Source organism: Brevibacillus sp. JNUCC-41 (genome assembly GCF_014844095.1).
GTDB classification, from domain to species: domain Bacteria; phylum Bacillota; class Bacilli; order Bacillales; family DSM-1321; genus Peribacillus; species Peribacillus aracenensis.
On the sequence record NZ_CP062163.1, the window covers coordinates 1183693 to 1198035 of the forward strand.

The 14343-nt window shown below is 43.9% G+C and carries 7 protein-coding genes and 1 other annotated feature; of the genes, 3 read left to right on the forward strand and 4 right to left on the reverse strand.

Translation table 11 applies throughout. The features are described from left to right. Positions 1–3: 3 nt before the first annotated feature. A complete protein-coding gene (gene gltB, locus JNUCC41_RS05865) occupies positions 4–4554 on the reverse strand; it encodes a glutamate synthase large subunit (RefSeq protein WP_192206800.1) in 4551 nt (1516 codons plus the stop codon). Between the two features lie 133 nt (positions 4555–4687). On the opposite strand from gltB, the gene JNUCC41_RS05870 reads away from it, so the two are divergent. The 3 genes from JNUCC41_RS05870 to JNUCC41_RS05880 all read left to right on the forward strand — a co-directional run bounded on the left by JNUCC41_RS05870 (position 4688) and on the right by JNUCC41_RS05880 (position 6868). After that, positions 4688–5590 (forward strand): glutamate biosynthesis transcriptional regulator GltC, encoded by a 903-nt coding sequence (locus JNUCC41_RS05870; protein ID WP_192206801.1) that lies wholly within the window; start codon positions 4688–4690, stop codon positions 5588–5590. 267 nt (positions 5591–5857) lie between these two features. Next, the gene (locus JNUCC41_RS27245; RefSeq protein WP_342614710.1) at positions 5858–6106 is read left to right on the forward strand and encodes a spore coat protein; all 249 of its coding nucleotides are present in this window, start codon (positions 5858–5860) and stop codon (positions 6104–6106) included. A gap of 162 nt (positions 6107–6268) precedes the next feature. After that, a complete protein-coding gene (locus JNUCC41_RS05880; RefSeq protein ID WP_192206802.1) occupies positions 6269–6868 on the forward strand; it encodes a hypothetical protein in 600 nt (199 codons plus the stop codon). A gap of 727 nt (positions 6869–7595) precedes the next feature. On the opposite strand, the gene JNUCC41_RS05885 is transcribed toward JNUCC41_RS05880, so the two are convergent. The 3 genes from JNUCC41_RS05885 to leuS form a co-directional block, all read right to left on the reverse strand. Then, a complete protein-coding gene (locus JNUCC41_RS05885; RefSeq protein ID WP_192206803.1) occupies positions 7596–7820 on the reverse strand; it encodes a hypothetical protein in 225 nt (74 codons plus the stop codon). Between the two features lie 305 nt (positions 7821–8125). Continuing rightward, positions 8126–11293, reverse strand: coding sequence for a S8 family peptidase (locus tag JNUCC41_RS05890; protein WP_430624076.1), 3168 nt, complete (start codon positions 11291–11293; stop codon positions 8126–8128). A 324-nt stretch (positions 11294–11617) separates the two neighbouring features. Further along, a complete protein-coding gene (leuS, locus tag JNUCC41_RS05895) occupies positions 11618–14032 on the reverse strand; it encodes a leucine--tRNA ligase (protein ID WP_192206804.1) in 2415 nt (804 codons plus the stop codon). Between the two features lie 54 nt (positions 14033–14086). Beyond that, positions 14087–14318 (reverse strand) — a binding site (T-box leader). Between the last annotated feature and the right edge of the window lie 25 nt (positions 14319–14343).

Here is a 14343-nt window from a genome sequence, read left to right on the forward strand (position 1 = left end):
TCCTTACTGCATCACAGCTTGTTTAGTGATTTTTTTATCTTGAACGGCATTTGCTTGGAATGCACTCATGATCGCTTTTTCATCCGTTAGCCCTGCACGCTTCTGCTCATTGATGCTTTTGATCATCCGTTTGTAATCTTTCGGAATGACTTTTACGAATTTCTTGGCAAAATCCGCCCAGTTCTCCAGTACATACGATGCTTTGGCACTTTCAGTATAATGAACGTGGCTGTAAAGCATTTCTTTTACTTCGTTTGCATCATCCATATCATCAAGCGTCTCGAATTCTATCATTTCACCATTGCATAATGCCTTGAATTCTTCTGCATCATCAGCAAGTACATAAGCGATGCCGCCTGACATGCCTGCCGCAAAGTTTTTGCCGACGTTGCCCAGAATGACCACGCGTCCGCCTGTCATATACTCACAGCCATGATCGCCAATTCCTTCAACGACGACGTTGACTCCACTGTTCCGTACTGCAAATCGTTCTCCCGCACGGCCATTCATGTAGGCCTCGCCGCTTGTTCCACCATATAAGGCGATATTTCCGGCAATTACATTGTCCCCAGCCTCAATCTGATTGCCAGCAGGTGCCGAGACAATGATCTTTCCGCCAGATAATCCTTTCCCAACATAGTCATTGACATCACCTGTCAAATACATCGACATCCCTTTTGGAATGAACGCTCCGAAGCTCTGGCCCGCCGATCCCGTAAAACGGAGTGTGATCGTATCTTCAGGCAGCCCTTCTTCCCCATAGCGTTTGGATACTTCACTGCCGACAATCGTTCCGACAACACGGTTCACGTTTGTAATCGGGAAGCTGACGTCCACCTGGGTTTGGTCATCCAAAGCAGGCTCCACAATCGGTAAAATCTCACGGATATCCAGGGATTCATCAATTTTATGATTTTGAGGAATTTGATACGTACGTATCCCCTCCGGTTGGAAAAGAAGTGTCGTCAAGTCCAGATGCTTCGCTTTCCAATGGTTTTTCGCCCGCTCGCTCACTTGTAAAACATCAGTGCGGCCGACCATTTCTTCCAGTGTTCTAAATCCAAGCTCGGCCATCGTTTCCCGCACTTCCTCAGCGATGAAGCGCATGAAATTAACGACATGATCCGGATCTCCTGTGAATTTGCTGCGAAGCTCAGGGTTTTGAGTAGCTACCCCGACTGGACATGTATCCAAATGGCAAGCACGCATCATGACACAGCCAAGGACCACAAGCGGTGCTGTAGCAAAGCCGAATTCTTCCGCTCCAAGGATAGCTGCCATGACCACATCGCGTCCCGTCATTAACTTTCCATCCGTTTCAAGGACTACACGGCTGCGCAGGCCATTCAGCATCAATGTTTGGTGTGCTTCGGCAAGGCCCAGCTCCCAAGGAAGACCTGTATGTTTGATACTTGTTTTTGGTGATGCCCCTGTACCGCCATCATACCCGCTGATAACGATGACATCTGCGGCTCCTTTGGCCACACCGGCTGCAATCGTGCCTACGCCTGCTTTTGATACAAGTTTGACGCTGATCCTGGCATCACGGTTCGCATTTTTTAAATCGTGAATCAGCTGTGCCAGATCTTCAATCGAATAGATATCATGATGCGGAGGCGGTGAAATCAGGCCGACACCTGGTGTGGAACCACGGACCTCTGCGACCCAAGGGTATACTTTGTTCCCTGGCAGCTGGCCGCCTTCACCCGGCTTTGCACCTTGCGCCATTTTAATTTGAAGTTCATCTGCATTAACAAGGTAATGGCTTTTCACTCCAAAACGACCTGATGCAATTTGTTTAATTCCGCTGCGGCGGTCATCGCCGTTTTCATCCAATTGGTAACGGCTAGGATGCTCCCCGCCTTCACCGCTATTGCTTTTTCCGCCTAAACGGTTCATCGCAATCGCTAAAGTTTCATGTGCTTCCTGACTCAAAGAACCGAATGACATCGCGCCCGTTTTGAATCGGCTGACGATGGATTCCACGGTTTCCACTTCATCTATGGAAATGCTTTGGCGTTTCTGATCGAACGAGAATAAATTCCGTAAAAACCCGAGTCTCTCTTCATTCGCCATGTTTGAATATTGCTTAAATAAATTATAGTCGCCTTTCCGGCAGGCCCATTGCAGTGTATGGATCGTTTTAGGATTGAAAGCATGATGTTCCCCTGTTTTTCTCCATTGAAAATCACTTCCGCTTTCAAGAGTTCGGTCAAGTGAATCGGCTGCAGCTTTCCTATGGCGAATCAACGCCTCATCTGCGATCGTTTCCAAATCGATCCCACTAAGCTGCGATGCCGTACCGCTGAAATAGCGTTCGATCACTTCAGCACCGATTCCAACCGCTTCGAAAATTTGTGCGCCGCGATAACTTTGAATCGTTGAAATCCCCATTTTCGACATCACTTTTACGATGCCTTCTGTCAACGAGCGTACATATTTCCTTACCGTTTCTTCGTAGCTGATGGACAAACTGCCTTCCAATACCGCCTGCTTATATGTTTCATAAGCAAGGTATGGGTAAATCGCATCCACTCCATACCCGATCAGGGACGCATAATGATGGACTTCCCTTGCTTCCCCCGATTCAACGATAATGCTCACTTTCGTACGGTTCCCATGACGGATCAGCTCTTGATGCAGGGCGCTCGCAGCCAACAGGGAAGGAATCGCAGCTTTTTCTTTGCTCATATCCTTGTCAGATAATATCAAAAGGCTGACACCATCAGCGATTGCTTGTTCCGCTTCACGGCAGATGCGATCGAGTTCGATATCTAAATCTTCCGAAAATAAAGTGTGAATGACTTTGCTCCTGAATTCAGGATAGGCATTTTCTTTCAACTGCTGCATTTGACCTGGCGTCAATACAGGTGAATCCAATTGAATGCGGCGGCTGTTCGTTTCATCCGGTTTCAGCAAATCTCCTTCCGCACCCAGAAATGTCATCGTTGACGTGACAATCTGTTCACGAAGGGAATCGATTGGCGGGTTGGTTACCTGTGCAAAAGATTGCTTGAAATAGTTGAATAGCGATTGCGGGCGATCTGATAAGACCGCTAATGGAATGTCATTCCCCATGCTGCCAAGTGGATCTTTGCCTTCGTTAATGACCGGCAGTAAATATTTTTGGACATCTTCATACGTGTATCCGAACGCTTTTTGCCTGAATAACAAATCACTCCATGGCTCCCCTTCGAGCACAGGTTCTTCGTCACGCAATTGAACAAGCTGTTCGTCCAGCCATTGCTGGTATGGTTTTTCTTGAGCCATTTCCGACTTGATCTCTTCATCGGAAACAATACGGCCTTCCTCTAAATCGATTAAAAGCATTCTGCCTGGGCTTAAACGATCTTTATATAATACATTCTCCGGCTCCACATCGATCACGCCGACTTCGGATGAGAAAATGATGTAATCATCTTTTGTCACATAATACCTTGCCGGCCTTAAACCATTTCGATCAAGGATGGCACCGATTTGCTTGCCATTCGTAAAGGATATGGCCGTCGGACCATCCCATGGCTCCATGAGCATGCTATGATATTCGTAAAATGCCTTCTTTTCCTTCGTCATATGCGGATTCTCCGTCCATGGTTCTGGAATGAGCATCATCGCTGCATGTGCCGGCTTACGCCCGGCAAGCACGAAGAATTCAAGTGCATTATCAAGAATCGAGGAATCACTGCCGTCTATATCAAGAATAGGCAGGACCTTTTGCAAGTCATCCCCGAATGCTTCCGACACGAACTGCTGCTCACGCGCTTTCATCCAATTCACATTGCCCCTAAGCGTATTGATTTCGCCATTATGGATCAGGTAACGGTTTGGATGTGCCCGTTCCCAACTAGGAAAAGTATTCGTGCTGAAGCGGGAATGCACTAAAGCGAAAGCCGAAACGAAAGACTCCTGTTGAAGGTCAAGATAAAAAGCATCCACCTGCTCTGGCGTCAATAATCCTTTGTATACGATCGTAGCACTTGAAAGGCTGGCAAAATAAAAACGTTTGCCGCGTTCACGGGCCCAGTTTTCAGCTTGTTTTCTGATAATGAACAATTTACGCTCAAAAGCTAAATCATCTGTTTGCCCAACGCTTGCCCCGATGAATACTTGGCGGATCGTCGGACATGTCTCCTTTCCGACCTCCCCGATTTTCGTTGCATCAACAGGAACCGTTCTCCAGCCTAATAGCGTTTGGCCCTCTTGTTCGATAAATGCATTCAAACGAGTTTCGATTTCATTCCGTTCATCATCATTGTTAGAGAAAAAGAGCATGCCTACACCATAGCGCCCTTTTGCCGGCAAATTCATTTCCGGGCATGCCAGCCTGAAATATTCATCAGGAATCTGCACCATTAATCCTGCGCCATCTCCTGTAAGGGGATCGCTGCCTTGTCCGCCGCGATGATCTAATTGGCACAGCATATCCAGTCCTTGTTTGACGATGTCATGTGTAGCAAGCCCTTTTAAATGGGCGTATAAACCGATCCCACATGCATCATGTTCAAATTCAGGATGGTAGAGCCCTTGTGCTTTTGGTATTTGATTGTATGTCATATTAATCGCCCCCATCGTATTCTTACACCGTTATGTCACTTACATTTATTCTAGGTTTTCAAATCGATATAAACAATATATAATTCTAGTAGAATCTATCTCACTTTGAGATGAATGCCAGGAGGATGAATAAATGGAACTACGGCAATTACGTTATTTTGTTGAAGTCGCCGAGAGAGAACACGTCTCTGAAGCCGCAGAGCACCTGCATATTGCACAATCAGCGATCAGCCGGCAAATCTCCAGACTGGAAGATGAGCTTGGCGTTCTTTTATTCGAGAAAATCGGCCGTAATATCCAGTTAACTCCAATCGGTAAAATTTTCTTGATTCATGCAAAAACGGCGATACAGGCGATAGAATATGCCAAATATCAAATTGATGAGTTTTTGGACCCTGAACACGGAAGCATTAAAATCGGGTTCCCGACCAGCCTTTCCACCCATTTACTTCCTACCGTCATTTCCGCTTTTAAAGATGAGCAGCCGAATATCGGCTTCCATTTAAGACAGGGATCTTATTCCTCGTTAAAGGACGCTGTCAAAAATCGCGAAATCGGATTAGCCTTCCTTGGACCGATCCCGACAAACGATCCAGATATCGATGGTCATATCCTGTTCACGGAAAACATTTCCGCTTTACTGCCGATAACGCACCCATTGGCCGAAAGGAAAAGTCTGCGTCTAAGTGACTTGCGAAATGATCCCTTCGTCTTGTTTCCAAAAGGATACATCTTTCACACTATCGCTCTCGAAGCATGCAAAGCAGCCGGTTTCACACCGAACATCGCCTCGGAAGGTGAAGACATGGATTCCATAAAAGGGCTCGTATCTGCCGGAATCGGAGTCAGTCTGCTCCCTGATAGTACCTTTTATGAAGTCATTCCAAGACTGACTGTCAAAATCCCGATCGATTCACCCGAAGTCAAACGGACTGTCGGCATCATAACTTCCAAAAACAGGGAGTTGGCACCATCAGAAAAACTTTTTTACCAATTTACCAAAAAGTTCTTCTCTGTTCTCGAGCAATATCAATAAAAAACGGCTATCCTCCTTCCTAACCTGTGAATGTGAAGGAAGATGGGACAGCCTTTTCCATAAACAAATAACGTAACAAGATTATTCGTTCAGGAGGAATATACAAGAAACACTTGAGCTTCATGAATTGGCCGCAGCCCAGTCCAATGCTCTTATGAAATTTAAAAAAGCTTATCCGAAAATAAAAGACCCTATTTAAAAAAGATATATAGGCAAACGATTGATTCCATTACCCAAAACATCATGGATCTGCTGCAATTTTACCCATTGACGCCTAAGACGGGCCGGGATGACGATGTAACAAGCGATGACGCATCAGCCGCTGCTGCTAGGGAATTGCTGATCTTTGCCAAATCATCCATCAAAAATTATGCGGGTGCCATTACTGAAACAGCCACCCCTTCCCTTCGAAAAGTATTTAGGAAACATTTAAATGGAGCCATCGATACCCGCGCCAAGATATTCCACTACCTTTATCTATCCTGCATACGACTTGAACCAATTGCTTCAAAATGACGTCGATGTTGCCAATAAGGCTCTTTCCAAACCATTCTAAATGCAACAAAAAGGCAAGCATACCGATTGCTTGCCTTTTTGCCGTGTCCTAATTTCACTATAATGTTATAATATATAAGAATTGGTTTTAATTAGGTAAATAGTATACAAGAGGTGGAAATCATGAAAAAGATTTTTTTATCCATCATCCTATCCCTGACCTCATTTTCGTTAGTCGCCTGTAAAGCTGATGAGCCAAAATCCGGGAATGACCTTTCAGTTCCTGAGTTGACTGCAAGGGAAAAAGCCATCCTGGAGAATTCTAGTGAACATTCCTTTCTTATCGATTTCAATGTTGATGATACATACAAGGAGATGTCCGTCTGGGTCGAAAAATATGAATTTGGCAAACTTGTCGAACCTGAAATGGGACGCATGACAACTGCCGTCAGTGATAATGGGACAATTATCTTTACGACCTCCAAAACGGTTGCTGATCAAAATCAATCGATGTTCAACATCAGCATTCAAAACGACGCTGGTACGGATACAGCTACTTTTCCTGAAACCATTGGTGAAATGGAGTCCAGCGTATGGGGCAGTGCTGACAAACTCAAAATAAACAGCACAAACAAGCTTGTATTGGCGAGTATTTGTTATTCAAAGGGAAATGAAGGCATACGTTCACTTTCCACTGATTTTTATGGTGATAGTGATGGCCATATGGACGAGTTGAAGATATACGATGTCGTCTATCTTCTGAGAAGTGAATTCACTAAATGAGCTGACAAATGATGGGGCAAGATAAATCGAACTTGCCCCTTCATTTTTTTCCATTCCGCCCTATTTACCGCATCAAGACCTCCCCTCCCAGTCATCTCCCTAGCCTTACAGTAATCCCAATTTGCCTCCGACGAATTACATATATTCCACATCAAGCTAGAGAAAAACTCATGCTTTAAGAGCACTTCAAGATCGAAGTGGCGGAGTTGGCGGATTCACAAGCAAAAGAGAGTCCGCCTAGGGCTGACTCCCATAATTCACAGCCACTTATTATTCTTATCTATGTTATTGAATTTTTCACTTCTAAATGAATATCAGCTAATTTATCTTTGGTCATTTAATGTTTGTCACAATTAATCCACCATCCATAAAAAGGGAGTTGAAGGAAGAGGCATTTGGGTGTAATCTTTAAAAATAAAAAAAAACGGAAAGAAGATATTTAATTGAAGAAAATCATCCTCCTCTTTGCAGCAGTAGTCATCGCAAGCTCTCTCGGACATCAAATAACAGGCGGCTATGTGGACCCTCGGAAATCCCGCCCTAGGTATTTACATTTAAAATAAGGAATCCGCTTTTGTGCTGGATTCCTAATGCTTTTGGAAGTATTTTATCCCCTTAAATTAATCACTTTCCTCATTATTTCTCTCTAATATCAGATCACCCTCATTCGATATATAACCATCATTATCTATTTTTTCAATATACACGTTATAGCCATTTTTCAGTTCTATCTCGACTGTTTTTTTCCATTTCCATCAATTTCCCACTGAATGGTTTGCAAACTTTCGGTTTCCTTTTCATCCTTTATATCGACAAACACTCTGATGTTATCGGATGTCCTTGATAGTACATAATTCCCCGCTTGTATTTCTGTACCGACCACATAATAACCAGGATCTTTAAGGATGATTTTTTGACCCATTTTCGCTGCTTTTTCAAATTTAGATGGCATGAATTCAATTTCCCCTTCAATCGAGAGCTTTAATCACATAATAGCCTGGATCGATATCTTTACCGACCATGATATTTTATGATTCACCTCAACTATTGAACTGATTAATGATATAAGAACGGCGAGTACGTGAAGTTTCAGAATTAAAACGTAAAACTCCAGATCCTTACATCATGCAGTGACAATGCACAGATGAATACTCTTAAACAAAGCTTGGCAAAAACACCGCTCATCATCGAGCGGTGTTTTCATTCATTTTCTCACAAAAAAAGCCGTTTAACCTGTAAGTTAAACGGCCTTCACTGCTATTTAGATTTTTTAACGGTTACTTTTGTTGCTTTTCCTGTATTGCCCGCTTTGTCTTTTGCTGAGACGTATAATGCGGACCCTGCTTTTTTCTTGCTGATTTTGATGGAGAAGTTCCCTTTACTATCAGCTTTTGCCGTTCCGATGTTTTTATTGCTGTACTTCACGGTTACGCTTGAACCGATTTCCGCTTTACCAGTTACTTTTGTTGCTTTGTCGTTTACTTCATTCACTTTCGGTGCACCTGGAGCGGTTTTATCTTTAACCGTTACTTTTGCCGCTTTTCCTGTATTGCCCGCTTTGTCTTTTGCTGAGACGTATAATGCGGACCCTGCTTTTTTCTTGCTGATTTTGATGGAGAAGTTCCCCTTACTATCAGCTTTTGCCGTGCCGATGTTTTTATTGCTGTACTTCACGGTTACGCTTGAACCGATTTCCGCTTTACCAGTTACTTTCGTTGCTTTATCGCTTACTTCATTCACTTTCGGTGCATCTGGGGCTGTTTTATCGAGAACAGTCACGGTTGCCGCCTTGCTTTCACGTTTCGCTAAGTCTGTAGCTGTGACCGAAAGTTTAGTGCCAGCCTTTTGCTTGCTGATTTTCACTTTGAAATTCCCTTTGCTGTCCGTGTTACCTGAACCAATCACTTTTTTTGCGCTATTTTTGATCGAGATTTTCATGTCCGCTTGTGATTGACCCGTTACATACGTATCTTTGTCACTTACAGCTTTAACAGTTGGTTTGTTAGGGGTTGCACCCTTATTCACGAATACTTTGATTGAAGATACTGCCAGTTTGGAAGAATCAGAGATATTCACCGTTAGCTGCTGCGCAGCTTTTTGGACCGGAATCGTAACGGTGAACGTTCCGTTAGCTGCCGCCGTTCCTTTACCGAGTGTTTTGTTTCCGCTTTTCACTTCGATTACTGAACCTTTTTTAGCTGAACCAGTCAGTTTTGTTTGCGTGTCCATCACAAGATTGACTTTAGCTTGTAAATCCACGGCACTAAGAGCACTGTACGCATTCAGTCTTCCATATCCAGATACTAAATCTTTTCCGACAGGCAGCTCTTCTTCCGGCATTATGATTTCTCCATCTTCTGGTTGATAGTCCTCATAAGGGTCTACATTATCTTCTTCTTCAAAAGCGACATACTCCGATGTCTCATGAAGGATTTCCCTTACTTCATTCACTTTCAACCCAGGGTTTCCGGATAATAAAAGAGCTGTAGCTGCTGCAACATGGGGAGTTGCCATTGATGTACCATCCATGTAGGTAACATTCCCATTAGGCACAAGGCTCGGGATGCCTGTACCTGGAGCGACCATGTCCAATTTCGATCCATAGTTGGAATAATCGGATACTAAATCAAGGGCATTGGTTGCACCGACGGAGATGGCGTATTTAGATGATGCAGGATAAGAAAGGCCCTCCATCCCATCATTTCCGCTTGCTACGACAACCATTACATTCTTGGCAGCGGCATGTTTCAAAGCATATTCAATTGTCCTGCTGTATTCTCCGCCCAAGCTAAGGTTTATGACCTTTGCACCATGATCCACAGCATATTTAATACCTAGTGCAATTTTCTCATTGTCTCCATATCCTGAAGAGTCCAAGACCTTCACAGGCATGATTTTAGCTACTGGATTGATTCCTTGCATGGAATATCCATTATCCGCTTTGGCAGCGATGATTCCGGATACATGTGTACCATGGCCATTGTCATCGATCGCTTTTTCTTTCTTATCGATGAAGTTCCTACCTGACTCCATTTTAACGACACCCTGTAGATCTGCAAGTGAATCATCGACTCCTGTGTCGATGACAGCTACCAATGTATCTTTTAAATTACGTTTCTTAATAAGGTTCTGCAGTTTTTCGTTATCGATGTCCGCTCCCTTTATGCCTTCTTCCCCACCGGCGTTAGCTAAAGACCATTGATACGGTGATTGAATGTCGGCAGAAAATGCTTTGTACGTTTTTACCGGCTCGATATATTCCACTTCTGGAAGTTTTTCGATACCGGATAGTGCTGCTGTGCTCATTTTAGCTTGGTTCTTTAACTCTACTACATACATATCATCATACAGAACCTCTTGTTGCTTAGGTGCCGATAATGTTCCATATCCTTTTCCGCTTATCTTGGATTGGACTGAACTCAATGACTTCCCTGGTTTAAGTTTGACAATATATTTGTTCTTTACATTTTTCGAAGCAGGAAGTTCGATTCCCGCTTTGCTTGCGATATCGACGATTCTTTCACCTGCAAGCTTATCAAGATTGATTTTCTTTGCAATGCTGTTCATTTCTTTTTTCAATCCAGCAGGTGCTACATCTGCTGTCTTATCAAATAGTGCTTTAATGGCAGGTGCCTGTTTCTTGTCAATGACTGCCGTACTGCTTGCTCCATTTTCATTAAGATCCTCTATAAGGGGCTTAATCTCGACTAAGTGATTATAAACGGCTTCCCTTGCCGTTTTATTCCCGGCAAGATGAAGAGCCAGGAATGGCGAAGCTTTATAGTATAAAGAGGAAAGGGTGCGTCCCTCAGGCGACTTCGTGAGAACCTCATCTCTAAACACGCGGAGTGTTTTCAACATGGATTCTCCCGTTTTCTTATCGTTTACACTCACTTCAACCGGGCATGATTCGAGTTCCTCCCCCTCGTCCCCGGCCGATGGCGGCAATGTTACTGAATGCGCATTGATGGAGTATTCAGCTACATTTTCCGCATCCGGGATCGGATTTCCCTCATCATCCGTATCGCCGAAATATTCAACTTTAACATAATATGTGCCTTCCCAAGCATATGGGAAATCGACTACGGCTTCTTCATCAGGATAAGAAGAGACCATATAATTGCTCTCATCTTTTTCTGCTTTTTCTTTATCTTGATATACGGAGATATTCAAGATTTTGTCCGAATTGACTTCGAACTCAATATGGGAGAACTTTTGTATTTCTTCTGTTGTGGGACTGATTTGATACCATTGAACATCCGGTTTTTCAAACTTTCCGTCCAAAGTGTCCCCATTTTTGATCGTTTTTACATTTTCAACGGGTGTTGCTGGTGCAGCTTGAGAATTTAGCGGAATCATCAAGCTGAAAATCAGTGAAAAAATTAGTACACACGCCGTAATTCGACTCACATTCTTAAATTTCACGGTTTCCCCTCCAATAATTGGTTAAAAAATAATAGTACTATACCAAACTATCACACTGTAAAATTTTATCAACCAATTTTTTCCCTTTTTTATGTCAAATGCTTGATTTATTTGTCCATCAAGCCGAAAAATGATTCACATGTACCAATTAAGCAAGATATTTGAGTTGCGATGGTCATCCCATGACGATAGTCGTTGCCAATATTCGATAGATTCAAATCGGTAAAAATCCTAACATGACCTATTTCCTATGGCCGGTCAATGACTGCGAAAAAAAGCTGCCCCGCAGTAAAAGTATGCGGGACAGCTTCCAATCATTATTATTTAGTTGGCGACGATATTGACTAATTTGCCTGGTACGGCAATCACTTTACGAATGGTTTTCCCATCGATTTGTTCTTTGATGGAATCATCACCCATCGCGATTTCTTCCAGTTTTTCTTTCGTAGTGTCAGTCGGCACCATTAATTTCGCTTTGACTTTTCCGTTGATTTGGATGACGATTTCGACTTCGTTATCCACTAACTTCGCTTCGTCGAAAGCCGGCCATGTTCCGTACGTGATGCTTTCGGAATGACCCAGTTTAGACCAAATTTCCTCGGCGATGTGCGGTGCAACTGGTGCAAGCAGCTTTACGAAGCCTTCGATATATACTTTAGGAAGCGAATCCGCTTTATAAGCATCATTAATGAATACCATCAATTGTGAAATCGCCGTATTGAATTTCAATTCCTCATAGTTCTCGGTCACTTTTTTAACCGTTTGATGATAGACTTTTTCGAGCTTGCCCGTGTCATCCGTTTTTGTCATCTTATCTGTGATCGTACCGTCATCGTTGACCAATAAACGCCAGATACGGTCAAGGAATCTGCGAGAACCGTCCAATCCGTTTGTGGACCAGGCAATCGAAGCATCCAATGGTCCCATGAACATTTCATACATGCGAAGTGTATCGGCACCATGGCTTTCAACGATATCATCCGGGTTCACGACATTCCCTTTGGATTTACTCATTTTTTCATTATTCTCGCCAAGGATCATTCCTTGGTTGAATAGGTTTTGGAATGGTTCCTTCGTTGGCACGACACCAATATCATACAGGAATTTATGCCAGAAACGAGCGTAAAGCAAGTGAAGCACCGCATGCTCGGCGCCGCCGATATAAATGTCGACCGGCATCCATTCTTTTAATTTTTCAGGATCTGCTAGTGCTTCCTTGTTGTCAGGATCGATATAACGTAGGAAGTACCAGCTGCTGCCTGCCCACTGTGGCATCGTGTTTGTCTCACGGCGCCCTTTTCGTCCGTTTTCATCCGTAACATTCACCCATTCCGATATGTTCGCAAGTGGTGATTCGCCTGTACCTGAAGGCTTGATGTCCGTAGTTTTTGGTAAAATCAACGGAAGATCTTCTTCCTTCACTGGAGACATCGTGCCGTCTTCCCAATGGATGATTGGAATCGGTTCACCCCAGTAACGCTGACGGCTGAATAACCAATCGCGAAGGCGGTATGTTATTTTCTTCGTTCCGATTTCTTTTTCTTCCAGCCATTTGATCATGGTCGAAATGGCTTCTTCTTTATTCAATCCATCAAGGAATTCCGAATTCACATGAAGTCCATCGCCTGTATATGCTTCACTTGTCACGTCTCCGCCAGCTACGACTTCCTTGATCGGCAAGTCGAACTTGACTGCAAACTCATAATCACGCTCATCATGGGCAGGAACGGCCATGATTGCTCCTGTTCCGTAGCTGATCAACACGTAATCGGCAATCCAGATCGGCATTTTTTCGCCGTTTACCGGGTTAATGGCATAAGCCCCCGTGAACACGCCTGATTTATCCTTTGCCAAGTCTGTTCTTTCCAAGTCGCTTTTATGTTTCACTTCATCTAAATAGGCCTCAACTGCGCCCCTTTGATCAGCCGATGTAATTTTATCGACAAACTGATGTTCAGGTGCCAATACGGCATATGTTGCACCGAATAACGTATCCGGACGAGTCGTGAACACCGTGAATGTTTCATCAAAGCCATCGATATTGAATGTAACCTCCGCTCCCTCGGAACGGCCAATCCAGTTACGCTGCATATCCTTGATGTTTTCCGGCCAATCCACATCATTCAGATCGTCGATTAAACGGTCTGCATACGCCGTGATACGAAGCATCCACTGTTTCATCGGACGGCGCTCCACCGGATGGCCCCCACGCTCACTTTTCCCATCGATGACTTCTTCGTTAGCCAATACCGTACCAAGTGCCGGACACCAGTTAACGGCCACTTCATCAATATATGCAAGGCCCTTTTCATATAATTTCAAGAAGATCCATTGCGTCCATTTGTAATAGTCGGGATCTGTCGTGTTTATTTCGCGATCCCAGTCATAAGAAAAACCAAGGGCTTTGATTTGGCGGCGGAACGTGTTGATGTTGTGCTCCGTGAATTCAGCTGGATCATTTCCCGTATCGATCGCATATTGCTCTGCTGGAAGTCCAAAAGCGTCCCAGCCGATCGGGTGCAATACATTATATCCCTGCGCCCGTTTCATCCGTGCCAGGATATCGCTTGCCGTATAACCTTCCGGGTGCCCTACATGAAGACCGGCCCCTGAAGGATACGGGAACATATCCAGCGCATAGAATTTGCGTTTGCCGCTTTCTTCACCCGTTTTGAATGTCTTATTGCCTTCCCAATACTTTTGCCATTTCGTTTCTATGCTTCTATGATCAAAACTCATATCATTTCCTCCTAATTTCCGTATAAAAAAACAATAAAAAACCCCTCATCCCAAAATAGGGACGAGAGGATTATGTATATCTTCCCGCGGTACCACCCACATTGGCGATAGCTAAAATCCGCCCAGCTTAAAACATCCGTAACATGGATTAAAACGCCAGGCATTACTTTTCACCTTCACACCCGGGACTCCAAGGCGAGTTCACGACCATCCCAGGTTGACTTGCACCACCCGTCAACTCTCTTTACTGGTTTAAACCGCTACTATTCCTCATCACAGTCTTTATGAGAATATTGCATTTTATTTTATTC

What these genes read in the sequence shown, in the direction of transcription:
- gltB (WP_192206800.1), bottom strand. Translation starts at nt 4,554, where the DNA reads ATGACATACAATCAAATACCAAAAGCACAAGGGCTCTACCATCCTGAA.
- JNUCC41_RS05870 (WP_192206801.1), top strand. Translation starts at nt 4,688, where the DNA reads ATGGAACTACGGCAATTACGTTATTTTGTTGAAGTCGCCGAGAGAGAA.
- JNUCC41_RS05880 (WP_192206802.1), top strand. Translation starts at nt 6,269, where the DNA reads ATGAAAAAGATTTTTTTATCCATCATCCTATCCCTGACCTCATTTTCG.
- JNUCC41_RS05885 (WP_192206803.1), bottom strand. Translation starts at nt 7,820, where the DNA reads ATGCCATCTAAATTTGAAAAAGCAGCGAAAATGGGTCAAAAAATCATC.
- leuS (WP_192206804.1), bottom strand. Translation starts at nt 14,032, where the DNA reads ATGAGTTTTGATCATAGAAGCATAGAAACGAAATGGCAAAAGTATTGG.